The organism is Rugamonas aquatica (assembly GCF_009380215.1).
In the GTDB taxonomy this organism is placed as follows: domain Bacteria; phylum Pseudomonadota; class Gammaproteobacteria; order Burkholderiales; family Burkholderiaceae_D; genus Rugamonas; species Rugamonas aquatica_B.
In genome coordinates this window covers 194,161-217,944 of record NZ_WHUG01000005.1, presented here as the reverse complement: position 1 = coordinate 217,944, position 23,784 = coordinate 194,161, and the positions used below count along the sequence as shown (strand labels likewise).

General features: G+C 61.4%; 25 protein-coding genes and 1 pseudogene. 16 read left to right on the top strand and 10 right to left on the bottom strand.

Going from position 1 to position 23,784, the window contains the following annotated elements; all coding sequences use genetic code 11:
* Positions 1 to 19 precede the first annotated feature (19 nt).
* The 4 genes from GEV02_RS14965 to GEV02_RS14950 are packed head-to-tail and all read right to left on the bottom strand — an operon-like array spanning position 20 to position 2,295.
* Positions 20 to 529, bottom strand: coding sequence for an RDD family protein (locus GEV02_RS14965; RefSeq protein ID WP_328595822.1), 510 nt, complete (start codon positions 527 to 529; stop codon positions 20 to 22).
* A 7-nt stretch (positions 530 to 536) separates the two neighbouring features.
* Positions 537 to 1,283, bottom strand: a complete 747-nt coding sequence (locus GEV02_RS14960; RefSeq protein WP_328595821.1) for a DUF3106 domain-containing protein — start codon at positions 1,281 to 1,283, stop codon at positions 537 to 539.
* 47 nt (positions 1,284 to 1,330) lie between these two features.
* On the bottom strand, positions 1,331 to 1,729 hold the full coding sequence (locus tag GEV02_RS14955) for a DUF3619 family protein (RefSeq protein ID WP_152838759.1): 399 nt from the start codon (positions 1,727 to 1,729) through the stop codon (positions 1,331 to 1,333).
* A complete protein-coding gene (locus tag GEV02_RS14950; protein ID WP_008450484.1) occupies positions 1,726 to 2,295 on the bottom strand; it encodes an RNA polymerase sigma factor in 570 nt (189 codons plus the stop codon). The genes GEV02_RS14955 and GEV02_RS14950 overlap by 4 nt, the downstream gene beginning before the upstream one ends.
* 509 nt (positions 2,296 to 2,804) lie before the next feature.
* Here GEV02_RS14950 and GEV02_RS14945 point away from each other — a divergent pair.
* The 3 genes from GEV02_RS14945 to ilvC are packed head-to-tail and all read left to right on the top strand — an operon-like array spanning position 2,805 to position 6,088.
* Positions 2,805 to 4,547: an acetolactate synthase 3 catalytic subunit gene (locus GEV02_RS14945; protein WP_152838758.1), complete on the top strand. Its 1,743-nt coding sequence runs from the start codon at positions 2,805 to 2,807 to the stop codon at positions 4,545 to 4,547.
* A 1-nt stretch (position 4,548) separates the two neighbouring features.
* On the top strand, positions 4,549 to 5,040 hold the full coding sequence (gene ilvN, locus GEV02_RS14940) for an acetolactate synthase small subunit (protein ID WP_008450481.1): 492 nt from the start codon (positions 4,549 to 4,551) through the stop codon (positions 5,038 to 5,040).
* 31 nt (positions 5,041 to 5,071) lie between these two features.
* Positions 5,072 to 6,088, top strand: coding sequence for a ketol-acid reductoisomerase (ilvC, locus tag GEV02_RS14935; protein WP_152838757.1), 1,017 nt, complete (start codon positions 5,072 to 5,074; stop codon positions 6,086 to 6,088).
* Positions 6,089 to 6,131: 43 nt separating this feature from the next.
* Here the strand turns inward: ilvC and GEV02_RS32895 are convergent, their stop codons facing one another.
* The 3 genes from GEV02_RS32895 to GEV02_RS14925 all read right to left on the bottom strand — a co-directional run bounded on the left by GEV02_RS32895 (position 6,132) and on the right by GEV02_RS14925 (position 8,416).
* Positions 6,132 to 6,275 carry a hypothetical protein gene (locus GEV02_RS32895; protein WP_174999127.1) on the bottom strand — a complete coding sequence of 48 codons (144 nt, stop codon included), beginning with the start codon at positions 6,273 to 6,275 and terminating at the stop codon, positions 6,132 to 6,134.
* Positions 6,276 to 6,698: 423 nt separating this feature from the next.
* Positions 6,699 to 7,520 (bottom strand): hypothetical protein, encoded by an 822-nt coding sequence (locus tag GEV02_RS14930; protein ID WP_152838756.1) that lies wholly within the window; start codon positions 7,518 to 7,520, stop codon positions 6,699 to 6,701.
* On the bottom strand, positions 7,517 to 8,416 hold the full coding sequence (locus GEV02_RS14925; protein WP_152838755.1) for a prolipoprotein diacylglyceryl transferase: 900 nt from the start codon (positions 8,414 to 8,416) through the stop codon (positions 7,517 to 7,519). Before GEV02_RS14925 ends, GEV02_RS14930 begins: the two co-directional genes overlap by 4 nt.
* A gap of 140 nt (positions 8,417 to 8,556) precedes the next feature.
* Here GEV02_RS14925 and GEV02_RS14920 point away from each other — a divergent pair, with 140 nt between their 5' ends.
* The 9 genes and pseudogenes from GEV02_RS14920 to GEV02_RS14885 all read left to right on the top strand — a co-directional run bounded on the left by GEV02_RS14920 (position 8,557) and on the right by GEV02_RS14885 (position 16,003).
* Complete coding sequence (locus GEV02_RS14920; protein WP_152838754.1) at positions 8,557 to 9,324, top strand: SIMPL domain-containing protein; 768 nt, start codon at positions 8,557 to 8,559, stop codon at positions 9,322 to 9,324.
* Positions 9,325 to 9,391: 67 nt separating this feature from the next.
* Positions 9,392 to 10,162: an SIMPL domain-containing protein gene (locus GEV02_RS14915; protein ID WP_152838753.1), complete on the top strand. Its 771-nt coding sequence runs from the start codon at positions 9,392 to 9,394 to the stop codon at positions 10,160 to 10,162.
* A 104-nt stretch (positions 10,163 to 10,266) separates the two neighbouring features.
* A complete protein-coding gene (gene pssA / locus GEV02_RS14910) occupies positions 10,267 to 11,139 on the top strand; it encodes a CDP-diacylglycerol--serine O-phosphatidyltransferase (RefSeq protein ID WP_152838752.1) in 873 nt (290 codons plus the stop codon).
* A gap of 59 nt (positions 11,140 to 11,198) precedes the next feature.
* Positions 11,199 to 12,746 carry a 2-isopropylmalate synthase gene (locus GEV02_RS14905; protein WP_152838751.1) on the top strand — a complete coding sequence of 516 codons (1,548 nt, stop codon included), beginning with the start codon at positions 11,199 to 11,201 and terminating at the stop codon, positions 12,744 to 12,746.
* Positions 12,746 to 13,546: pseudogene (locus tag GEV02_RS33805) on the top strand (transporter substrate-binding domain-containing protein); the annotation flags it as partial. The gene GEV02_RS14905 and the pseudogene GEV02_RS33805, both read left to right, overlap by 1 nt.
* A gap of 3 nt (positions 13,547 to 13,549) precedes the next feature.
* A complete protein-coding gene (gene aroQ, locus GEV02_RS33800; protein WP_235922794.1) occupies positions 13,550 to 14,017 on the top strand; it encodes a gamma subclass chorismate mutase AroQ in 468 nt (155 codons plus the stop codon).
* Positions 14,018 to 14,232: 215 nt separating this feature from the next.
* Positions 14,233 to 14,850, top strand: a complete 618-nt coding sequence (locus GEV02_RS14895) for a TlpA family protein disulfide reductase (RefSeq protein ID WP_174999125.1) — start codon at positions 14,233 to 14,235, stop codon at positions 14,848 to 14,850.
* 110 nt (positions 14,851 to 14,960) lie between these two features.
* Entirely contained in the window at positions 14,961 to 15,308 is a 348-nt protein-coding gene (locus GEV02_RS14890) for an antibiotic biosynthesis monooxygenase family protein (protein ID WP_152838748.1), read from the top strand.
* Entirely contained in the window at positions 15,305 to 16,003 is a 699-nt protein-coding gene (locus GEV02_RS14885; RefSeq protein ID WP_152838747.1) for an ArsR/SmtB family transcription factor, read from the top strand. Before GEV02_RS14890 ends, GEV02_RS14885 begins: the two co-directional genes overlap by 4 nt.
* Here GEV02_RS14885 and GEV02_RS14880 read toward each other — a convergent pair.
* The 3 genes from GEV02_RS14880 to GEV02_RS14870 form a co-directional block, all read right to left on the bottom strand.
* On the bottom strand, positions 15,987 to 16,799 hold the full coding sequence (locus GEV02_RS14880) for a hypothetical protein (protein ID WP_152838746.1): 813 nt from the start codon (positions 16,797 to 16,799) through the stop codon (positions 15,987 to 15,989). The genes GEV02_RS14885 and GEV02_RS14880 overlap by 17 nt on opposite strands.
* A 101-nt stretch (positions 16,800 to 16,900) precedes the next feature.
* Positions 16,901 to 18,226 carry an MFS transporter gene (locus GEV02_RS14875; protein WP_152838745.1) on the bottom strand — a complete coding sequence of 442 codons (1,326 nt, stop codon included), beginning with the start codon at positions 18,224 to 18,226 and terminating at the stop codon, positions 16,901 to 16,903.
* 112 nt (positions 18,227 to 18,338) lie between these two features.
* A complete protein-coding gene (locus GEV02_RS14870) occupies positions 18,339 to 18,770 on the bottom strand; it encodes a hypothetical protein (RefSeq protein ID WP_235922786.1) in 432 nt (143 codons plus the stop codon).
* A gap of 225 nt (positions 18,771 to 18,995) precedes the next feature.
* Here GEV02_RS14870 and rpsO point away from each other — a divergent pair, with 225 nt between their 5' ends.
* The 4 genes from rpsO (at position 18,996) to GEV02_RS14850 (ending at position 23,784) form a co-directional block, all read left to right on the top strand.
* A complete protein-coding gene (gene rpsO, locus GEV02_RS14865; RefSeq protein WP_008450438.1) occupies positions 18,996 to 19,265 on the top strand; it encodes a 30S ribosomal protein S15 in 270 nt (89 codons plus the stop codon).
* A gap of 220 nt (positions 19,266 to 19,485) precedes the next feature.
* A complete protein-coding gene (gene pnp, locus GEV02_RS14860; RefSeq protein ID WP_008450435.1) occupies positions 19,486 to 21,609 on the top strand; it encodes a polyribonucleotide nucleotidyltransferase in 2,124 nt (707 codons plus the stop codon).
* Between the two features lie 93 nt (positions 21,610 to 21,702).
* Positions 21,703 to 22,134, top strand: coding sequence for a DUF29 domain-containing protein (locus GEV02_RS14855; protein ID WP_152838743.1), 432 nt, complete (start codon positions 21,703 to 21,705; stop codon positions 22,132 to 22,134).
* 69 nt (positions 22,135 to 22,203) lie between these two features.
* Positions 22,204 to 23,784 (top strand): AAA family ATPase, encoded by a 1,581-nt coding sequence (locus GEV02_RS14850; protein ID WP_152838742.1) that lies wholly within the window; start codon positions 22,204 to 22,206, stop codon positions 23,782 to 23,784.

Below are 23,784 nucleotides of genomic sequence, written 5' to 3'. Positions count from 1 at the left end.
CCACAGAAGATTGCAAGAATTACACCACTGGCACGGCCTTCTTTTTCTTTTCAGGCGGCGGCAGCTGGACCAGGCGGGTGCCGGTCAGTTTGTCGTGCAGGAATTGGCGGTCCTTGTCGAAGAAGGCCGTCAGCGACCACAGCAGGATACCGGCGCCGACCGTGCCCAACGCTTGCCAGCGGTGCAGATCCAGCACCAGCGACAGCAGCAGCGCCGGCAGCACCCACATCCAGCTCAACAGGTAGCGCACGGCGGCCGTTTGCAGCGACAGGTGGGCGTGGCCGGGGCGAACCAGCTGCAGGCGCCAGGTCTTCATCGCCAGCGTCTGGCCGTCGCGGCTCCACTGGTGGATGAAGTAGGCGCCCAGCACCAGGAAGGCTAGCGCCTGACGCATGTGCTCGGCGGTGGGTGTGTGGCTGCCATGGACGGCGAATTCAAAAATCAGGAAGGGCAGGAACAGCACGGCGAAACCCAGCAGGGTTTCGTAGACCATCGAAATCAGACGGCGTTTGATGGTCGGTACGGTCACAGGCGGCTTATTTGACATTGCTGCTGGCAGGCTGGGCGGGAGGAGCGGAGGCCGGCGTGGCGGCGGCCGGCGCGATCACCGGCGCCACGTTCGAGGCGTTGGGTATTGGCGCGCCGGTGGCGGGATCGATGCCGGGCGCTGTGGCAGGCGCGGCGCCTGCGGTGGCCGTCGTTGCAGCCGGCGCCGTGGCAGGGCCGCCGCCCGTGGTCGGCACGGCGGGCTTGATCGGCGCCACGGTTTTCAGCTTGCTCTGCGCGGGCGTCGGCAGGTTGGCGACCTGTTTCTTCATCGCCGCCTTGGCTGCCAGCTCCTGCTTCTGTTCTTCCGGCAGCTGCTGGTAGGATTCCCACTGCGTGGACTTCTGCGACGGGTCGATCTTCTGCGCGCGGGTGAAGTTCTGGCGCACCTGGCGGCGTTCTTCCGGCGTCATCTTGACCCATTCGCGCATGCGTTCCTGCACGCGGGCCTGCTCGTCCGGCTTCATCGAGTTGTAGCGCTTGACGATGCCCAGCCATTTTTGCTTACGGATCGGCTCCATCTGGTCCCACTCGGGCGCCAGCGGCTCCAGCGCCTGCTGCTGCGCGGGCGTCAAATCCTTCCACATGGTTTTTTCCGGCGACTTGGCCGACGCGCGCTTGCCCGCCGCCGCGCCGGGCAGGGCGCCGGTTGCCGAAGCATGCTGCGCGGCAGGCTGTGCCGGCGTGTCGGAATTGCCGCAGCCAATCAGCGCACTTGCCGCTGCTACCGCTAACACCACCGTTCCTGCGCCCCATTTTGCGCGACCGCTCAATGCCATGCTGGTTACTCGCTTTGGGTCAGGTAGGCGTTAAAACCGTGGTCCAGGTAGGCGGACAGCGGCAATTCGTCGGACAGCACGGCGGCGTCGAGCTCGGCCAGGTCGGCCACGCGCTGGTCCTGCTCGTACTGGTAGATGCCGGCCAGGCCGCCGACCAACACCAGCAGCGGCAGCGCCACGCTCATGCGGGTCATCCAGGCGAACGAGAAGAAGCCCCCGGCCGTCGCCAGTCCGGCCTTGGTGGCGCGCACCGTCATCGGCGCCTCCACATGCGCCTTTTTACGGGCCAGCGCCAGCTTGCGCGCCTGAGCCAGGCGGTCTGTGGTCGATGCAGGCAGATCGTCCAGCTTTTCATTGAGCGCGTGGCGCACTTTGTAAGCGAAATTCAGATCGTCGGTATTCATAGTGTTATTCCCAAGGCTTTTAGCGACTCCGCGAGTGTGTGTGTTGCACGTGAGCAATGTGTCTTCACGCTCCCTTCGGAACATCCCATCGCTTCGGCTGTTTCAGCCACGTCCATGTCCTGCCAATAACGCATAAGGAAGGCTTCTCGTTGACGCGCCGGAAGCTTTTGTACTTCGGCATCGATCAAAGACAGCATTTGCTGGCGCTCGACCTTGTCCGCGCTCGATTCGGAAGCCTCGGTGCCGTCTTCGGCGGCGTAGGATTCGAGTATATCAAAGTCCTCGTTCTCGCCGCCCGAGGGGGCCATGCCCGAGAAGAGGCTGACCCAGGTGTTGCGGACCTTTTCCCTGCGGAAATAATCGAGGATGGTGGTTTGCAGGATGCGCTGGAACAGCATCGGCAACTCGGCGGCCGGCTTGTCGCCGTATTTTTCGGCGAGCTTGATCATCGCGTCCTGCACGATGTCCAATGCGGATTCGTCTTTGCGCACTGCGTAGACGGCTTGTTTGAAGGCACGCCGCTCGACGTTTTCGAGAAAGTCGGATAATTCTTTGTCTGTGGCCATGCGTCGGGTGTGGGTACTGCCGGAAAAGCCGGCGCTGGGCCGCTAGTGAGCGGCTCTGAACTGAGCGCATGCTAGCAAAAATTAGCCATTTCTGCATGGTTTTTGCGGCTTTGACGATGCAAAATGCACCAGAGTCAGGCTTTTTGCGATTTTTTCCTTGCCCAAACGGGGGCGCCGGGTGTACCGTATGGGACGCTTTGAACACCCCGAAGCTCTATGGTCTGGTCGCAGCAGGCACACAACGCCGCAATCGACGAGACGCGCTTTCATATGTCAGCAGTTTGCTCTAACCCGTGCCACAAGCGCGAGAGGTACGCAGAACCGCTACAGACAGATCCAGCCAAACGAGAGTTTGCAGCTAGCACTGCTTTGCACGTCACTACGGTTGACGGAAGAGGCAGGTGTGACTGCAGAAAAAAAGGGAAGCAGGGCAAAGCTGTAGAGGTGGGCCTACTTCGTTAGGAAAGAGCATCCGATCAATCTCCTATGGACCTTGAAAGGAATGTTTCATGAATACCGAAGCAACCGCATCACAAGGAGCGAACACGCTCACAGGTGCTGAAATACTGGTGCGCTGCCTGGCCGAGGAAGGCGTAGAACACGTCTTTGGCTATCCGGGCGGAGCCGTACTGTATATCTACGACGCCATCTTCAAGCAAGACAAATTCCAACACGTCCTCGTGCGTCACGAACAGGCCGCAGTGCATGCCGCCGATGCGTACTCGCGCAGCTCGAACAAGGTTGGTGTCGCGCTGGTCACGTCCGGTCCGGGCGTCACCAATGCCGTGACAGGTCTTTCCACCGCTTACATGGATTCCATCCCCATGGTCGTGATCTCGGGCCAGGTGCCCAGCCACGCCATCGGCCAGGATGCCTTCCAGGAATGCGACACGGTCGGCATCACCCGTCCCGTGGTCAAGCACAATTTCCTCGTCAAAGACGTCAAGGATTTGGCGGAAACCGTCAAGAAAGCCTTCTTCATCGCCCGCACCGGCCGTCCAGGCCCCGTGCTGGTCGACATCCCGAAGGATATCTCGATGCACAAGACGACGTACTCGTACCCGAAAGAGGTCGAGATGCGTTCGTACAAACCGGTCGACAAGGGCCACTCCGGCCAGATCCGCAAGGCAGTCCAGCTGCTGCTGCAAGCCGAACGCCCGATGATCTACACCGGCGGCGGCGTGATCCTGGCCAATGCCTCGCCCGAGCTGAACAAGCTGGTCGACAAGCTGGGCTTCCCGGTCACCAACACGCTGATGGGCCTGGGGGCCTACAAGGCGTCGAGCGAGAACTTCGTCGGCATGCCCGGCATGCACGGCACCTACGAAGCGAACATGGCGATGCAGCACTGCGACGTCCTGATCGCCATCGGCGCCCGCTTCGACGACCGCGTGATCGGCAACCCGAAACACTTCGCCTCCAACCCGCGCAAGATCATCCACGTGGACATCGATCCATCGTCGATCTCCAAGCGCGTGAAGGTCGACATCCCTATCGTCGGCAACGTCAAGGACGTGCTGATCGAATTCCTGGCCCAGCTCGACGCTGCGGAAGCCAAGCCGAACGCGCCTGCGCTCAAGGACTGGTGGAAGCAGATCGGCGAATGGCGCGGCAAGGATTGCCTGAAGTATCCGACCTCGGACCTGGTGATCAAGCCGCAATCCGTGGTGCAGAAGCTGTGGGAAGTGACCAAGGGCGACGCCTTCATCACCTCCGACGTCGGCCAGCACCAGATGTGGGCCGCGCAGTACTACCCGTTCGACAAGCCTAAGCGCTGGGTCAACTCGGGCGGTCTGGGCACGATGGGCGTGGGCCTGCCGTACGCCATGGGCGTGCAGATGGCCAACCCGGACGCCACCGTCGCCTGCATCACCGGCGAAGGCTCGATCCAGATGTGCATCCAGGAACTCGCGACCTGCAAGCAATACCATCTGACGCCGAAGATCATCATGTTGAACAACCGCTTCCTGGGCATGGTGCGCCAGTGGCAGCAGATCGACTACGGTTCGCGCTATTCCGAGTCCTACATGGATTCGCTGCCGAACTTCGAGAAGCTGGCGGAAGCCTATGGCCACGTCGGCATGCGCATCGAGAAACCGGGCGATGTCGACGGCGCGCTGCGCGACGCCTTCGGCATGAAAGACAAGCTGGTCTTCATGAACTTCATTACCGATCAATCGGAAAACGTCTGGCCGATGGTGAAAGCGGGCAAAGGGCTCTCTGAAATGCTGTTGGGTTCGGAGGACTTATAACATGCGACACATTATCTCTGTCTTGCTGGAAAACGAAGCCGGCGCGCTGTCGCGCGTGGTAGGCCTGTTCTCGGCCCGCGGCTACAACATCGAAACGCTGACCGTGGCGCCGACCGAAGACGCGACCTTGTCGCGGATGACCATCGTCACCACCGGTTCGGACGACATCATCGAACAGATTACCAAGCACCTCAACCGTTTAATTGAAGTGGTGAAGGTGGTCGATCTGACCGAAGGCCAGCACATCGAACGCGAACTGATGTTGATTAAAGTGCGCGCGGTGGGCAAGGAGCGTGAAGAGATGAAGCGCACGGCGGACATCTTCCGCGGCCGCATCATCGACGTCACCGAAAAGACCTACACGATCGAACTGACCGGCGCCAAGAGCAAGCTCGACGCGTTCATCGACTCGATCGACCGCGCCTCCATTCTGGAGACGGTACGTACCGGCGGTTCCGGCATCGGACGCGGCGAACGCATCCTCAAAGTTTAAACAAATTCAAAAATACTACTAAGGAAATACCATGAAAGTTTTCTACGACAAAGACGCTGACCTCTCCCTCATCAAGGGCAAAAACGTTGCCATCATCGGCTATGGTTCGCAGGGCCACGCCCACGCGCAAAACCTGAGCGACTCCGGCGTCAACGTGACCGTCGGCCTGCGCAAGGGCGGTGCTTCGTGGAACAAGGTTGAACAAGCCGGCCTGAAAGTGGCGGAAGTGAACGACGCGGTCAAGGCCGCCGACGTCATCATGATCTTGCTGCCGGACGAGAACATCGCCCAGGTCTACAACGAAAACGTCGCTCCGCACGCCAAGCAAGGCGCGGTACTGGCCTTCGCCCACGGCTTCAACGTGCACTACGGCCAAGTCGTGCCACGCGCCGACCTGGACGTCATCATGGTCGCACCGAAGGCCCCAGGCCACACCGTGCGCGCCACCTACACCCAGGGTGGCGGCGTGCCGCACCTGATCGCCGTGTACCAGGACAAGTCCGGCATCGCCCGTGACATCGCCCTGTCGTACGCATCGGCCAACGGCGGCGGCCGTGCCGGCATCATCGAAACCAACTTCCGCGAAGAGACCGAGACCGACCTGTTCGGTGAGCAGGCTGTTCTGTGCGGTGGCGCGGTCGAGCTGATCAAGGCCGGCTTCGAAACCCTGACCGAAGCGGGCTACGCTCCGGAGATGGCTTACTTCGAATGCCTGCACGAGCTGAAGCTGATCGTCGACCTGATCTACGAAGGCGGCATCGCCAACATGAACTACTCGATCTCGAACAACGCCGAATACGGCGAGTATGTGACCGGTCCTAAGGTTGTGACTTCGGCTACCAAGGACGCGATGCGTCAGTGCCTGAAGGACATCCAGACCGGCGAGTACGCCAAGTCCTTCATCCTGGAAAACAAGGCAGGCGCTCCGACCCTGATCTCGCGCCGTCGCCTGACGTCCGAGCACCAGATCGAAGAAGTCGGCGCCAAGCTGCGCGCCATGATGCCTTGGATCGCCAAGAACAAGATGGTCGATCAATCGAAGAACTAAGCTTCATCTTCGATGCGGAAAAGCCGGCGCGAGCCGGCTTTTTTCATTCGTCCCAGCGCTGCTCGTTCATCAGCGCATCGAAGCGCTTCAGCGCCGGCATGGCTTCGCCTTTGCCTTCGAACGTGAAATAAAACATTGCGTCGTCGGAGGCCAGCAGATACTGGATGAAATAATATTTTCCGAACATGCGAGAAGACTCCGAAGCCGACGAGTAAGCAGTTTTCCCCGCCGGTACAGGGAATTCTTCGACAGCGCGTACGACGAGTTTGCCATTGCGGCTGGCCACGTCTTTCAGGACGCCCTGTGCAAACGCGTGCGCGTCTTCCCTGGCCGTGGTGGTCTGCGCGGGCTATCATCACCAGCATCTTTTCGCCATCCGGTCCCTTGCCTTCCATCGGCCGCCTGGCCGAGTCGAGTGTCCAGGCCGATGGCAGCTGTAAGTGCAGTGGCGGCGCGTCCACGGTTTGGGCTGGGGTCAAGCGGGCTGCAGCCAGTAGCAGGCAGGCAAGTGCAGCGCGAGGTGGGATCATGTTTTAATGGTATTGATGGCTAATGTTTAACTGTAGCACGCTAACAGTGCGTAGCGCATATGTGCTAATTTGCAGCAAGGTTAATTCGTAGGTGAATAAAGCATTTCGCCCACGCCGAAATCCTGCGGCGACACCAGCAATTTTTTGATGGCCGGACTGCGCAGAATATAGTACCCCTCGCCGCAGCTTGCATTTTCACCTGAAACCGACGGGAACTCGACGATAATCTCGTGGTTGCTTAAAATCGAAACGGCTTCCCACTCGAATTGCCGGTTGTGCTGGCAGCGTCCAAGGTCATCGGTGTTCAATGCGGGCGTCTCCTTGAAACTGCGTTCGATACTTTGCTCCAGCATTTGAGTCAGCTTGCCTTTCGCACCCTGCTTGAAAAGAGATTCTGTCTCCACCTGTTGTCCACTGCGATAGTCAAAAATCGGATGGATCAGGCCATGCGACGGATGTGCGGCGCCTGGCATCTCGCTGTAAAGGGTGAAAGTAATGTGCCGCACAAATCGCCTGGACGGCATTAATACCGATTGCGTCAGCGCGGCCTCGCGCGCCGCTTTTTCCTGCGACAGCAATGCGATCACAGCAGAGTCTTTACTGGCCGTGGTTTTTGGCGACCATATGCCGTCGTAGGAGAACAGCTGTTGCAGTGAAATAGTGCGCGCCCAAGCATTCAATTTTTCAAGGCGAATTTTGTCGAGTCCTTTAAAGACCGGGTAGTTCCATGTAATGGGGTAGCCGCCCGCGTAGGAGTCTTCCCATGGCTCACCGGCCCATGGTGGTACTTCGCCACCGCCTGTCAGGCGTACAGTCGGTTGTTCACTGGCCGATTCAGCGTGGGTGAGCGGAGCGCACAGCATGAATCCGCCAGCTATCAGCGCGATGAAAATCGGCTTCATGATAAATTGTCTTTCATGTTTTCGGCCGCAGCAGGCGTACGTTGGCTGAGGATCATCGCGCCGATGGCACCCATTGCAATCAACGCTACCGCGATGATCTCCGCCTGCGTGGCATGCAGGCCCGCGACATTGAACACGGGATTGACGCGGATTTGCTCGATCAGCAGGCGCTCCACGCCGGCCAGCACCAGATACACCGAGAACAGCCAGCCGATGCGGAACACATGCTTGCGCAACGCCCACAGCACGGCAAAGCACAACAGCGCCATCGCCGTTTCATACATCGGCGTCGGATACACGCCGGGCAGGGCGATCAGCTCGCCGTAGATATTGTTGTCGTAGGTTTGCGCCCACAGCCAGGTCGGCAGCCACTCAGGCTTCAACGCCATGTTGGCGGCAATGCCCCAGTCACCATCGCCCGAGACCTGGCAGCCGATGCGGCCGATCGCATAGCCGATCATCATCGCCGGCGCCGCCGCGTCCAGCAGCGGACGCACCGGCAAACGCCAGCGCCGCACGCACACCATGCCGGCCAGCGTGCCCAGGATCAGCCCGCCGAAAATGCTCAAGCCCGAACGCGTAAAGATCATGCCCATCGGATCGGCGGCAAACTGGTCGGTATGCTCAAGGATATGGAACAGGCGGGCGCCCAGCACGCCGGCCACCATCACCACCACCATGAAATCGCTGACCACATCCTGCGGCGGCACATCGGCGCCGCGCACGCGCGCCGGCCAGACCTTGCCCGCTTCATACAGGCGCTGCAACTCGGCGCGGAACAGCGCGCCGGCCACCAGCGCGCCCAGCGCCACGAACAGGCCGAAGGTCGCCAGCGGCAGCGGCAGGGCTATGCCGGTCCAGGCCTTGATAACGTCACTCAAATACGGATACGACATGGCAGCTTTCGAAAGTGATTGAATCCGGCGGCAACTTTAGCACATGGGACTTTGTTACAAACACTCACCATGTCTTACATGTCTCCGGGGTAATTTCAGGTAAAGTTCGTCTTGTTGTAATTTTAATTTTGGAGCCCGCAATGACCGTCATGAAAACTATCGCCGCAGCCGCTGCCGCCTCCTTCGCGCTCGCCGCGCACGCCGCCCCGCTCGAATCGCTGCCGACCTCCGGCACGCTGGTCGTGGTGCCGGCCTTCGGCGAAGTCAAACACGCCAACGATCAAGCGGTCGCCACCCTGGCGATCGAAGAGCAGGACAAGGACAAGGCCGCCGCCGCTTCGCGCGTCAACCTGAAAATGAAACAGGGCCTGGACATCGTCAAGAAAGAAGACCCGAGCGCCAGCCTGAAAACCCAGGGCTACTACACCTATCCCGTGTACCCGGAAGACCGTCCGATGCCTAACGGCCAGTCGTCCAAGCCGCGCGTGCCGACCGCCTGGCGCGTGGGCCAGTATCTGGAAGTGACCACCACCAACCTGGAAAAACTGCCGAAGACCGTGGCCGCCGCCCAGAAGATCCTGACCCTGAACGGCCTGCAATTCGGCCTGACGCCGGAAACCACCCGTCAACTCGACGACCAGCGCATCGCCGCCACCTACAAGAATCTGAACGAGCGCATCAACTCGATCGCCGGCGCCATGGGCCGCAAGGTCAGCGACGCCGTGCTGGACACCATCGACTTCGAAGGCTCGGGCAACTACGCCCAGGAGCGCATGGGCGGCGCACCGGCGCCGATGATGATGCGTTCGGCCAAGATGATGGATAGCGCCGAAGTGTCGGAACCTAGCTTCGAGCCGGGCGAGACCACGCTGCAAATGAACGTGGTCGGCAAGGTACGATTCAAGTAAGTCTATGCGCGGCGGCGCGCGCTGAGTTACAGTTGCAATTGCTTTTATACCAATCACGGAGAATGCAATGACTGTAATGAAACATCTGACCGCCGCCGCCATCACCGCCTGCGCGCTGTCCGCGCAGGCGGCGCCGCAGGAAGCCCTGCCGACCGCTGGTGCGCTGGTGGTGGTCCCCGCATTCGGCGAAGTCCGCCACGTCAATGACCAGGCCGTTATCACGCTGTCCGTCGAGGAAGTCGACAAGGACAAGGCCGCCGCCGCCTCCCGCGTCAATCTGAAGATGAAGCAGGGGCTGGAGATCGTCAAGCAGGAAGATCCCCAGGCCAGCCTGAAGACCCAGGGCTACTACACCTATCCGGTTTATCCTGAAGAGCCGGCGCAGCCGCTGAACGGCCAGCCGCGCAAGCCGCGCGTGCCGACCGCCTGGCGCGTGGGGCAGTCGCTGCAAGTGACCACCGTCAACCTGGCTGGCCTGCCGAAAACCGTGGCCGCCGCCCAGCGCACGCTGGCGCTGAACAATCTGCACTTCGGCCTGGCGCCGGAGACCACCCGCAAGCTGGACGACCAGCGCATCGCCGCCACCTACGCCAATCTGACCGAGCGCGTCAATTCGATCGCGCGCGCGATGGGCCGCAAGGTCGGCGACGCCGTCATCGACACCATAGACTTCGAAGGCTCGGGCAATTACCAGGACCGCGTCAACGTCACGGGCTCGTCGCGCGTGGCGATGGCGATGGCCGGCAGCCCGCCGCCGCCTCCGGTGGAAGAGCCCAGCTTTGAACCGGGCGAAACCACGCTGCAAATGCGGCTGGTAGGCAAAGTGCGCTTCAAATAAGCGAACTTGGGCAGAATAGGGGGATGGCTCGCCATCCCCTTTTTTATGGGCGGCTCCACTATAATGATGGCGCAACATGACCAGTTAATCAGAAACGGAACCTTATGGCCAAATTCCCCCGTCGCCGAGCCAAGAATGGCGTAGCCCAAGGCAAAACGCCCCAGATGTCGCGCTTCAGCCGTTTTGCCCGCCGCGCCCGGGGCGAAGACCTCGACCGGCCGCGCCATCGCGGGATCTATCTGCTGCCGAACGCCTTCACCACCGCAGCGCTGTTCTGCGGCTTCTACGCCATCGTCATGGCGATGAACCAGAAATTCGAACACTCCGCCTGGGCGATCTTCATCGCCATGATCCTCGACGGCCTCGACGGCCGCGTCGCCCGCCTGACCAATACCCAGAGCGAATTCGGCGCCCAGTACGATTCACTGTCGGACATGGTGTCCTTCGGCGCCGCGCCGGCGCTGGTGATCTACGAATGGTCGCTGCGCGGCCTGGGCAAGCTGGGCTGGATCGCCGCCTTCGTCTACTGCGCCGGCGCCGCGCTGCGCCTGGCCCGCTTCAACACCAACATCGAAGTGGTCGACAAGCGTTTCTTCCAGGGCCTGCCATCGCCATCGGCCGCCGCGCTGGTGGCCGGCTTCGTGCTGCTGATGGTGGACCAGGAAGTATCCGGCCTCGAACTGCGCTGGGTTTCGTGGAGCATCGCCGTATTCGCCGGCCTGACCATGGTGACCAACGTGCCGTTCTACAGCTTCAAGGACGTGAACTTCCGCAAATCGGTGCCGTTCATCGCGGTGTTCCTGATTGCGCTGGTGTTCGCGCTGGTGTCGATCGATCCGCCTAAAGTGCTGTTCCCGATCTTCATCGCCTACGGCCTGTCGGGCTACGCGGTATCGGCATGGCGGCTGGCCAAGGGCAAGAAGGTCAGCCTGATCCAGACCGACGAACACTCCAGCGACCCCAGCGAGCGGCGCTGACCGGCAAGGGCGGTAGGCCCTGAGAATTCAAGCAACGAAGCATCAGCCACGGAGCTATCATGAGCAACTCATCCAACCGCCTCATCATCTTTGACACCACCTTGCGCGACGGCGAGCAATCGCCGGGCGCGTCGATGACCAGGGACGAAAAAGTCCGCATCGCCAAGCAGCTGGAGCGCTTGCGCGTGGACGTCATCGAAGCCGGCTTCGCGGCCGCCTCGCAAGGCGATTTCGAGTCCATCAAGGCGATCGCCTCGGTGGTGCGCGAATCGACCATCTGTTCGCTGTCGCGCGCCAACGACCGCGACATCTCGCGCGCCGCCGAAGCGCTGGCGCCGGCCGAACGCAAACGCATCCACACCTTTATCGCCACCTCCAAGCTGCACATGGAGATGAAGCTGCGCATGCTGCCCGACCAGGTGCTGCTACAGGCGCGCAACGCCGTGCGCTTCGCCCGCCAGTTCACCGACGATATCGAATTCAGCCCGGAAGACGGCAGCCGTTCGGACGAGGACTTCCTGTGCCGCGTGCTGGAAGGCGTGATCGAGGAGGGCGCGACCACCATCAACTTCCCGGACACGGTGGGCTACGCGGTGCCGGAGATTTTCGGCGAAACCATACGCCGCCTGCGCGAGCGCATACCCAATTCCGACAAGGCCGTGTGGTCGGTGCACTGCCATAACGACCTGGGCCTGGCGGTGGCCAACTCGCTGGCCGGCGTGATGATAGGCGGCGCGCGCCAGATCGAATGCACCATCAACGGCCTGGGCGAACGGGCCGGCAACACCGCGCTGGAAGAGGTGGTGATGGCGCTGCGCACGCGCGGCGGCTACTACAACCTCGACGTCGGCATCGACACCACGCAGATCGTTGCCGCATCGAAGATGGTGTCGCAGATCACCGGCTTTGCCGTGCAGCCGAACAAGGCGGTGGTGGGCGCCAACGCGTTTGCGCACGCGTCCGGCATCCACCAGGACGGCATGCTGAAGTCGCGCGAGACCTACGAGATCATGCGCGCGGAGGACGTGGGCTGGACCGCCACCAAGATCGTGCTGGGCAAGCTGTCTGGCCGCAACGCCTTCAAGCAGCGCTTGCAGGAGCTGGGCATCGACCTGGAATCGGAAGCGGAAGTGAACGCCGCCTTCGTGCGCTTCAAGGAGCTGGCCGACCGCAAGGCCGACATCTTCGACGAAGACATCCTGGCGCTGCTGTCGGACGAGCAGCAATCGCATGAGAGCGAGTACTACCGCTTCCTCTCGCTGGCGCAACAGTCGAACACCGGCCAGACGCCTAGCGCGAAAGTGGTGTTCACCATCGACGGCGAGGAGCATGTGTCCGAAGGCCGTGGCGACGGACCGGTCGACGCCACCGTCAACGCCATCGAATCCGAAGTGGGCAGCGGCGCGGAGCTGGTGCTGTTCTCGGTCAACGCCATCAGCACCGGCACCCAGTCGCAGGGCGAGGTGACGATGCGCTTGTCGAAGGAAGGGCGCATCGTCAACGGCGTCGGCGCGGATCCGGACATCATCGTCGCCTCGGCCAAGGCCTATCTGTCGGCGCTGAACAAGCTGCATTCGAAGATCGAACGCGTCAATCCGCAGCCTTGATGCAGATATCTGCGCGCTATGCATATTGCTTGAGGCTGATTGCCCTGCTTGGGCTGCTGCTTGCCGGCGTGATGGCAAGCGCCCAGGCAGGCGCCGGCCACCGGCTCGATGACATCACCGCACGCGGCGTGCTGCGCGTGGGCACCACCGGCGACTACAAACCCTTCAGCTCCCGGGCAGGCAATGACTTTGTCGGCCTCGACATCGAACTGGCCGACGGCCTTGCACGTGCGCTGGGTGTGAAGGTGCAGATCGTTCCCACCAGCTGGCCCGCGCTGATGAAGGACTTCGGCGAGAACAAGTTCGACATCGCGCTGGGCGGTGTGTCGATCACGCCGGAGCGGCAGAAGCAGGGCCTGTTCTCTGTCGGGTATCTGCGCGACGGCAAGACGCCCATCACCCGTTGCGAAAATTCGGCGCGATTCCAGACGCTGGCGCAAATTGACCAGCCCAGCGTTCGGTTGATCGTCAATCCTGGCGGGACCAACGAGCGCTTCGCGAGATCGCAGGCGCCGAACGCACAGCTGACCGTGTACCCGGACAACGTGACGATTTTCGATCGGATCGTCGCGGGCGCTGCCGATCTGATGATGACCGACGCGATCGAAGCGCGCCTTCAGCAGCGGCTGCGCCCGCGACTCTGCGCGGTGCACCCCGACGCGCCTTTCGATTTTGCGGAGAAAGCCATCCTGCTGCCGCGCGACCCCGCGCTCAAGGCTTTTGTCGACCAATGGCTGCGTCAGCTCATTGCCAGCGGCGCCATGCAGCGCAGTGTCGATCGCTGGCTGGATTTCCCTTGGGGATTGGAGCCGTTACGGCTGGCGATCGACCAGCGCCTGCTGCTGGCGCAAGCCGTGGCGCGCGCCAAATGGAATGCGCAGGCGCCGATTGAAGACCTCGGGCGCGAAGCTCAAGTCATCCAGGCCGCGGTGAAGGAGGGGACTGCGCTTGGCCTTTCCAGCGTGTGGATCGAGACAGTGTTTCGCGCACAGATCGAAGCGTCGAAGACCGTGCAGCGCGAGTTGTTCGCTCAATGGAGCGCGCAACACGCCGGCAAGTTTGACGACGCTCCCGATCTCGCCAAGACCGTGCGCCCCGAGCTCGACCGGCTCACCACGCAGCTGTTGCGCTCCATGGCGGACAATCAGGCGGTGTTGAACGATGAGGCGAGAAAAGCCGATGTGGCCCGCGTCATGCGTTCGCTTGACGCGAGGGCGCTCAGCCCGCAGGCGGTTACGCAAGCGCTGTCGCCATTCTCCCCACCCTGGTGAATACGCTGCAAAGATGTGCCGCCTTCACCATGGCTTGCATTGGCAATATGCTACTATTGTCAATTATTTCACGATTATTCTTCCTCATGCGCTCACTCTCCTTCGCTGCTGTCGGGCTATTAATTTCCTTTGCTTGCACTCCCCAGTTCGCGAATGCGAATTCGGTTAAATCCACCAAGTCTGTATCAAGTGCCGAACTCGAATTCAGAGATCAAATGGCCCTGACGGACTATCAGAATGTTGAGTACCAGGATGTGAATGGGGCCTCGATCACCTTCGCACAGTTCCAGAAAAAGCTCTCCGACTCGGGATTCAGCATGGAGAAGAGCAAGGTGGGTGAGCAAGCCACGGCCATCGTCAAGCTCCAGTCGGCGAAGTCCAAGGCGGCCAAGGTTAAGTACAAGCTTGCTGCCGGCTCGCCTTTTCCCGCCTTTAAACTCCATGCGACCGATGGCAATATTGTCGACAACGAGGCTCTGCGTGGCAAGTACACCGTCGTGAGCTTTTATTTTTCTGAATGTGCACCTTGTATCAAGGAAGTGCCGATGCTCAACGCATTCGCCGAGCGTAATCAGGAATTTTCTACCCTCGCAGTCACGTTTGATTCGCCCGATGAGGCAAAGAAATTTGCACAGCAAACTCGGCTGAGCTGGCGCACCGTCGCTGGCGCTAAGGAATTGATCGACCAGGTCGGCGTAAAAAGTTACCCGACTTTTGCGCTGCTGGACCCCAACGGTGTTCTGGTCACGATCGAAAATGGATTTGAGGCTGCCGGCAAGGGCGCGACCTTGGACAAGTGGGTGAAGAACGCCATCGCAAGCCGTGCGCAGTAGTTGATGCGGAGGCAGCGCATACTTCGCTCCACGCCGAAGCATGCGCTGATTCAAACAGCTATCTTGTCGACTGCAATGCCGCCAACGCCTTTTTTTCCCAGGAGCTCCACATGATCGCCGTGATATTCGAAGTCATCCCCAGCACCGAAGGCTATGCCGAATATCTCGACCGCGCCGCCCAGTTGGCGCCGTTGCTGGAAAAGATAGACGGCTTCATTTCCATCGAACGGTTTGAAAGCCTGAAGCCGCCCGGCAAGCTGTTGTCGCTGTCGTTCTGGCGCGACGAGGATGCGGTGCGCGCCTGGCGCGAGCAAGAGCAGCATCGCGAGGCGCAAAGCGCCGGCCGCGCCGGTGTGTTCGACAACTACCGCCTGCGCGTGGCGAGCGTCATCCGCGATTACGGCTTGATGGAGCGCGACGAAGCGCCGCCTTATCACCCACCGGTGGCCGCACGATGAGCACGCCGCAACCGCGCTTCGCCCGCGTGGCCGCCGCGATCGGCGACCCGACCCGCGCGCTGATGCTGTCGCGCTTGCTCGATGGCCGCTTCTACACGGCCACCGATCTGGCGCAGCACGCCGGCGTGTCCGCGCCGACCGCGTCGCAGCACCTGAAGCTGCTGGTCGACGAAAACCTCGCACGGGTGCGCGCGCAAGGCCGCCACCGCTACTACATGCTGGCCGACGGCAACGTCGCCCATGCGCTGGAAGCCTTGCTGCGCGTCGCCGATGGCGCGCTGCCCGAGACCACGCGCTGGCAGGCGCCGGCCATGCGCGGCCTGCGTCATGCGCGCAGTTGCTACGGCCATCTGGCCGGCGTGCTGGGCGTGGATCTGTGCCGCTGCTTTGTCGACAACGGCTGGGTTAAAGCGGGAGAGGGCGACGGCCACGAGTACCCGCTCACGCCGGCAGGCGAAGCGCGGATGCGCGAGTTGGGCATCGTGCTGCCGGCAGGCGCGACGGCGCAGCGGCAATTGTATGGCTGCGTCGACTGGTCCGAACGCCGCGATCACTTTGCCGGGCCGCTGGCCGTGGCGCTGCTCGACAACTTCGTCGAGCGCGGTTGGCTGCGCCGCAGCGATGACAGCCGCGCGCTGTCGGTGTCGGCGCGCGGCAAGACCGAACTGCCCGCCTGGCTTAGAAGCGCAGCTTGACGTAGGCCGCCGGCCCGTTCAGGCGAACATTGACATCCATGGCATCCCGCTCGCGATGCAGGCTGATCTTGGAGGCGCTGTATTCCGCCACCACGCCGACCGCCGGCGTCGGATACCATTCCACGCCGATGGCGCCGCCGTAGATGTGGCCCTGGATGCTGCCGCCGTTCTTCTTGATGCCGCTGGCGTCCACATACATGCGCACATTCTGCGAGAACGCGTGGCGCCAGCCCAGTTCCAGCAAGGGCGCGTAGGCGTTTTCGCTTTCCGAATAACTGGCATTGCCGGCCACGCCGTTCAGCACGCCGCTGGCGGTGCCGTCGATGCGCGCGCGGTAGTAGGCCGCGCCGACGCCAATGCCGAACACATCATTGCCGCTGCCCAGCCACCATTTGTAGGCCAGGTTGGCCAGGTCCAGTTTCAGCTTGGCGTTCAGCTTGCCGTTGCCGGTCAGCGGAATGCCGTTGCGGTTGGTGCTGCCGCTTAAGCTGGGATTGTAGGTCTTGCTGTAGTTGTAGTAATCGAAGTCAAGGCCCTGCGTATCGCCCAGCAACAGCTGCGCCTTCACGCGCGGCAGCGTCGCGTGATCGGGCTTGTAGCTGCCGCTGTCGATGTGGCCGTAGTTGGTGTCGCCTTCGTAGTTGATGCGCGGGTCGGCGTAGAACGCGCCGACCGATACGCTGGCGCGGTCCAGCGCGGGCGATGGATCGGCCCAGGCCAGTGCGGTGACGGTGCTCAGCGCGAGCAGGGAGGCGGCGTAGATGGCGTGGCGTGCCGGGGGCGTGCGTAAGGACATGTAGTGCTCCGATTGGTTGGCAATTGAATGCCGGAATCTTAGCAATCGGTCATGGCGTTTTACGTCGGTGCACTCCCATACTGCGCGTGGGACTGTTCCTACTAGTCTTCCTCGACGCGCAGGGCCAGCGCGGCGGCGATCAACATCGACAGCCCGCCCAGCACCATCATCATCACGGCGCTGCCGTTGAACACATGCGTCAGGAAGTAGCCCAGGCAGACGCCGGACACCACCTGCGGAATCACGATCGACATATTGAACATGCCCATGAACATGCCCATTTTCTTCGCCGGTATTTTTCCCGCGAGGATGGCATAGGGCATCGACAAGGTGCTGGCCCACGCCAGCCCGACGCCGGCAAACGACAGCAGCAACATCATCGGCGAGGTGATGAAGTAGATCGAGACGAAGCTCAGTCCGCCGACGGCCAGTGCCAGCGCATGCGCGGTCTTGCGGCTGGTGCGCGCGGCGATCAGCGGCAGCACGAAGGCGAAGGCGATCGAGGCCGCGTTGTAGACGGCGCCGCACACGCCCCACCAGTTGGCGCCTTCGTTGTACAGCGCGGAGGTGGTGTCGGTGGCGTGATAGATGTGCTGGGTCAGTGTGGCCGTGCCGTAGGTCCACATCGAGAACCAGGTGAACCAGGTGAAGAACTGCACCAGCGACAACTGCACCATGATCTTCGGCATGTTGAGGTAGTCGCTGATAAAGCCGCGCACGCCGGTCGATGCCGGCGCCGCCTGTTCCGGCTCGGGATGGAATTCACTGAGCTGCTCTGGCGAGTATTCGCGGGTGCGCAGCACGGTCCACAGCACGGCCGCCAGGTAGATCGCGCCGCCGATGTAGAAGGCGTAGACCACCGAGTCCGGCGTCTTGCCGGCGGCGGCGGTGTTGGCCACGTCGAACCAGTGCGTCAGCACCCACGGCAGGGCCGAGGCGCCCACCGCGCCCACGCCGATGAAGAAGGTCTGCACGGCGTAGCCGGTGGTCAGCTGTTCTTTCGGCAGCAGGTCGCCGACGAAGGCGCGGAACGGTTCCATCGAAATATTGATCGCCACGTCGAGCACCAGCAGCATGGCGGCGGCGGTCCATAACACCGTGGCGTTCGGCAAGCCCAGCATCGCCAGCGTGGCCAGCACGGCGCCGATGAAGAAGTAGGGGCGGCGACGGCCCCAGCGGCCCCAGGTGCGGTCGCTCAGGTAGCCGATGATGGGTTGCACCAGCAGGCCGGCCAGCGGCGCTGCGGTCATCAGAAAGCCGATCTTGTCGAGCTCGGCGCCCATGGTCTGGAAGATGCGGGGAACGTTGCTTTGCTGGAGGGCGAAGCCGGCCTGGATGCCGAGGAAACCGAAACTCATGTTCCAGATGGCCCAGAACGACAGCTTGGGCTTTTGTGCCGGCGCGGCCGGTTTCACTTTTGCATGCATGGGGGATCTCCATTTTTGTTGGCGTATTATCTACTTGAAAAAGTAGTTTGGCTACAAAAATGGGGAATATCCTCGCGATGAGGGATTGTGTTTGTGTATCTTTGCTACATTTTTAACGGCCGCGGCGCGATTCCCGTTCCGGGTCCGGACCGTTGACCATGGCCTGGACGATGCCGTTGCGGTCGAATTCCACATGCATCACGGAATCCCAGACGTTCTGCTCCTTGTAGCGGTAAACCCACACATCGCCGTCGACGCTGGCGTAGTGCACCTGCTGGGCCGGCTTGCCGAAGGTGCTGAGGATGGTTTGCTTGTTGTCCTTGCGCGGCTTGACGGTGGCGAACTTCTCGCTGCTGAGCACCTGTTCGAAGGAAATCAGCTTGCCGTCCGGGCCTATGCGGGCCATGTGGGTGTACTGGCCGAACGGTCCGCCGGCGTATTCGAGCATGGTGTCGGCGCCGTTGGCGTAGGTGCCGGTGGGCTGGCCCAGTTTGGCTTTGACCGCGTCGGCGGGTTCGCCGGCCGTCAGGGGAGGGGTACCCATGCCGGCGCAAGCGCTCAATACAACCGGCAACATTGCCACAAATATCAGTTTTTTCATGACGAACCCCTCTGTAAGACTGGAAAGATAGAAGAATTGTAGCCAACACAGGATACATGCGGGGGATTTTCCGCTATACTTCCGGGTCTGGTCTTCGGATCAGTTTTTTTTGAAGTTCACGGTGTGCAGGGTTCAGACTCCGCGCACCGCATGTTAAAGGTAAATATCATGACCGTAGAAAACATCAACAAAGCCGCGATCATCGCGGACAACGCCCGTGGTCAAAAAGACACCGGCTCCCCAGAAGTTCAAGTTGCGCTGCTGACCGCACGCATCAACGAATTGAACGGCCACTTCAAGGCACACAGCAAGGATCACCACTCGCGTCGTGGTCTGATTATGATGGTTAACCGTCGTAAGAGCCTGCTGTCCTACCTGAAGGGCAAAGATGCTACCCGTTATCGCGATCTGATCGCTAAACTGGGTCTGCGTAAGTAATTTTTTGCGTCATCCGGCTTAATCGAAATGCCTGCGCCAGTTTGCTGACGCGGGCATTTTGTCATTTTTGCCGGGAAAACTTGCCAAGCGGAATAGCGTCTTGGCAGTGCGACATGGAATTCCTGGGTTTTAGCAGTTGCAGTAAAGACGGCGCATGCCGTCTGTGGTGAGGTGAACGACAGCCCCTGAAAATCTGTCGGCAAATAGAAAGGGATTACCCATGTTTAATAAAGTTACGAAAACCTTCCAGTACGGTCAACACACCGTGACGCTGGAAACCGGCGAGATCGCTCGCCAGGCCTCCGGTGCAGTCATGGTATCGATTGAAGATACCGTGGTTCTGGCTACTGTCGTCGCACGCAAAGACGCCAAGCCAGGCCAGGACTTCTTCCCGCTGACCGTCGACTACGTTGAAAAAACCTATGCTGCCGGTAAAATCCCGGGCGGTTTCTTCAAGCGTGAAGGTCGTCCTTCGGAAAAAGAAACCCTGACTTCCCGCCTGATCGACCGTCCTATCCGTCCGCTGTTCCCGGAAGGCTACCTGAATGAAGTGCAAGTCATCATTCACGTGCTGTCGGTCAACCCGGAAATCGATCCAGACATCGCCGCCATGATCGGCGCATCGGCCGCCCTGTGCGTGTCGGGCGTACCGTTCAACGGCCCGGTCGGCGCAGCGCGCGTCGGCTACGCCAACGGCCAGTACATCCTGAACCCTACCGTTGAACAACTGAAGACCTCGCAGATGGATCTGGTTGTCGCCGGTACCGAAACCGCCGTGCTGATGGTGGAATCGGAAGCGCAGCAGCTGTCCGAAGAAATCATGCTGGGCGCCGTGGTGTTCGGCCACACCGAAATGAAAGCAGTCATCGACGCGATCCACGACCTGGTACGCGACGGCGGCAAGCCTGAAGTTGAATGGGTGCCACCAGCGAAGAACGAAGCGCTGATCGGCCGCGTTGCGCATTTCGCATCGAGCAAAATCAACGAAGCCTACCAGACCAAAGACAAGCAAGAGCGTACCGCCAAGCTGAAGGCCGCCACCAGCGAAGTGCTGGCCGACCTGTCCGCTGAAGCCGCCGCTGCCGGCGCCGCGCCAGTCGACGCAGCCGAAGTGAACAACATCCTGTTCGACATGGAAGCCAAGATCGTCCGTACCCAGATCCTGGACGGCGAGCCACGTATCGACGGCCGCGACACCCGCACCGTCCGTCCGATCTCGATCCGCACCTCGGTACTGCCACGCACCCACGGTTCGGCGCTGTTCACCCGCGGCGAAACGCAGGCGCTGGTGGTTGCCACCCTGGGCACCGCACGCGACAGCCAGAAGATCGACGCGCTGATGGGCGAGTTCACCGACTCCTTCATGCTGCACTACAACATGCCACCGTTCGCCACCGGCGAAACCGGCCGCGTCGGCACGCCTAAGCGCCGCGAAATCGGCCACGGCCGTCTGGCCAAGCGCGCGCTGATCGCCGCACTGCCATCGCCGGAAGAGTTCAGCTACTCCGTGCGTCTGGTGTCGGAAATCACCGAATCGAACGGTTCGTCGTCGATGGCTTCGGTCTGCGGCGGCTGCCTGGCGCTGATGGATGCCGGCGTTCCAATGAAAGAGCACGTCGCCGGTATCGCGATGGGCCTGATCAAGGAAGGCGGCAAGTTCGCCGTGCTGTCGGACATCCTGGGCGATGAAGATCACCTGGGCGACATGGACTTCAAAGTAGCCGGTACCCGCAACGGTATCACCGCGCTGCAGATGGACATCAAGATCATGGGCATCACCAAGGAAATCATGCAAGTGGCGCTGGCGCAAGCCAAAGAAGGCCGCGAGCACATCCTGGGCGAAATGCAGAAAGCCATGCCGCACGTGAAGACCGAACTGTCGGACTTCGCACCGCGCCTGATCACCATCAAGATCAACCCAGAAAAGATCCGTGACGTCATCGGCAAAGGCGGCGCAGTCATCCGCGCCCTGACCGAAGAGACCGGCACCCAGATCGACATCAGCGACGAAGGCGTGGTCACCATCGCTTCCGTTGACGCTGCTGCCGGCCAGGAAGCCAAGCGCCGCATCGAAGAACTGACCGCATCGGTCGAAGTAGGCAAGACCTACGACGGCGTTGTGCTCAAGCTGCTGGACTTCGGCGCGATCGTACAAGTCATGCCAGGTAAAGATGGTCTGCTGCACATCTCGCAAATCGCCAACGAGCGTGTGAACGCTGTTGCCGACTACCTGAAAGAAGGCCAGGCAGTTCGCGTCAAGGTTCTGGAAACCGACGACCGCGGCCGTCTGAAACTGTCGATGAAAGCAGCTGCTGAAGAAGCCGCTGCCGCCGCTGCACAGTAAGCTTTAAAGCGTTCGACAAAAAAAACCGCCGGAGCGCCCCGGCGGTTTTTTTTCGTCCTGAACTTTTAGAGCCGCGCCCGGTCAAACCAGATTATGGGCACCTTATACGAAGACGACGTCATCGCCTGGTCCGAACAACAGGCGGCCTTGCTGCGTCGCGGCCAGTGGTCGCAACTGGACATCGACAACATCGCCGGGGAGATCGAGGATGTGGGCCATCGGGAAAAGAAAGCGCTGCGCAGCCGGTTCGTGGTCCTGCTTGCCCATCTGCTGAAGTGGCAATTCCAGCCATCGCATCGCGGCCCCAGTTGGGCCCACACCATACGCACGCAGCGTGCGGCCATCGAAGACGCGCTCGATGACTGCCCAAGTTTGCAGACGCTGCTCGACGATCCTCAATGGCTGGAAAAAACCTACCGCCGCGCAGCGAGAGATGCTGAAGCGCAGACGCAGTTGAAGGTATTTCCTGCGGAATTGCCTTGGCACGTTGAGGAAGTCCTATCGTCCGATTTCTTCCCCGACTAGCCGCACGACATCAAAAAGCCGCCTCGGCTATACTCTGCGCATTGCCAATTTCCCAACTGGACAGCGCAGATGCCTCCATTTAATCTGTTCCAGCGCGTCTCCAAAGCGCCCACCAATCCCAAGGCCGCGCCGAAGCCGCGCCAGTTCGATGTCGCCGATCTTTATCAGGGGCCGGTCAAGCTCGGCACCGGGGAGGGCGCGGCGACCCAGTCGCTGGATGAGAAGCTGCGCCAGGCCTACTTCTGGATCGTCAACAACGCCATCATCAGCCCGCACTATGACATCGAGTACAACCACGGCCCGGCGCAATCGTATTCGGTCGGCGACAGCAAGCGCACGCTGAGCCTGCCCTCGGCGCAGAGCTATTCCAGCTTCGTGCTGCTGCCGCTGCTGACCTTCGCCACGCGCCGCAAGTGCCTGTTCGTCGGCGGGCCGGGACGCGGCAAGACCGCCAGCGCCATCCTGATGGGCGTGCTGTCCGGCGCCACCGTCAAGGAGGTCAAGCGCGGCATGCAGCACGGCCATCCGCAGATGACCATCGCCGACCTGCTCGGCAATCCGCTGCCGGCCGACCTGGTCAACGCGCAAAGCATGGACGACATCCGCATCGCCTGGCGCTCGTGGCTGGGCATGCGCGTCAAGATCATCGACGAATACAACCGCATCCCGACCCGCACCCAAAGCGCGCTGCTGACGCTGATGGGCGATAACTACGCCGAAGTGCTCAACCACGTCTACGAGTGCCCCGAGTCCGCCTGGTACTTAACCGCCAACGACGACCAGGGCGGCGGCACCTACGAGGTGATCGAAGCGTTGCGCGACCGTATTGACGTGATCGTGCAGGCGCTGTCCTTCAACCCGCGCTTCCTCGGCGACCTGCTGATGCGCGTCGAGGAAAACCTCAAGCCCGAGGAACTGGTGCCGCCGGAAATCATCTTCACGCCGGAGCAGGTCGACCGCATCGGCATCGAGGTGCGAGAGATCCTGGTGCCGGAGCCGGTGCGGCGCCGGCTGGAATTCTTCACCAGCCAGTTCGAGCTGCTGGAAACCGCCGGCGGCCAGTTCGAATACATGACCAAGGATACGGCGCGCCTGTCCGGCTTCGACTGGAGCCAGGTGGTCGCCGCCGAAACCGGACGCGATCGCCTGAAGGACCTGGGCTGCCAGACCCTCAACGGCATCTCGGTGCGCAACCTGATGACCTTGCTGATCTACGCCAAGGCGCTGGCCTACTTCCGCGGCAACGTCGAAGTCGAACTGGACGACCTGCGCCAGGTGCTGCCCTTCGTCCTGCACGACAAGTTGCAGCCGGACCTGGACGCGCCGTTCTTCGGCCTGCCGGAAAACGCCGCCTATCGCACCGACCGCCTGAGCTGGCTGCGCCGCCTGTTCGACCTCTCCAACGCCGACTACGACCGCCTGGACCTGGACCGCAGCGACCCGGTTGGCGACTTCGCCGCCGAGTTCGCCAAGGGACTGGATGGCCTGACCGAGCGCGAAGCGCTGGCCCGCCTCACCAAGATCGAGCGCCTGGTGGCCGAGCAGCTCAAGGGCCGCAAGCTGTACGGGCATCTGTATGACGACCTGCTGAAGCTCAAGTATCTGCATCAGCGCTACACCAATTATCTGAGCTGGGTACGGTCGCAATAA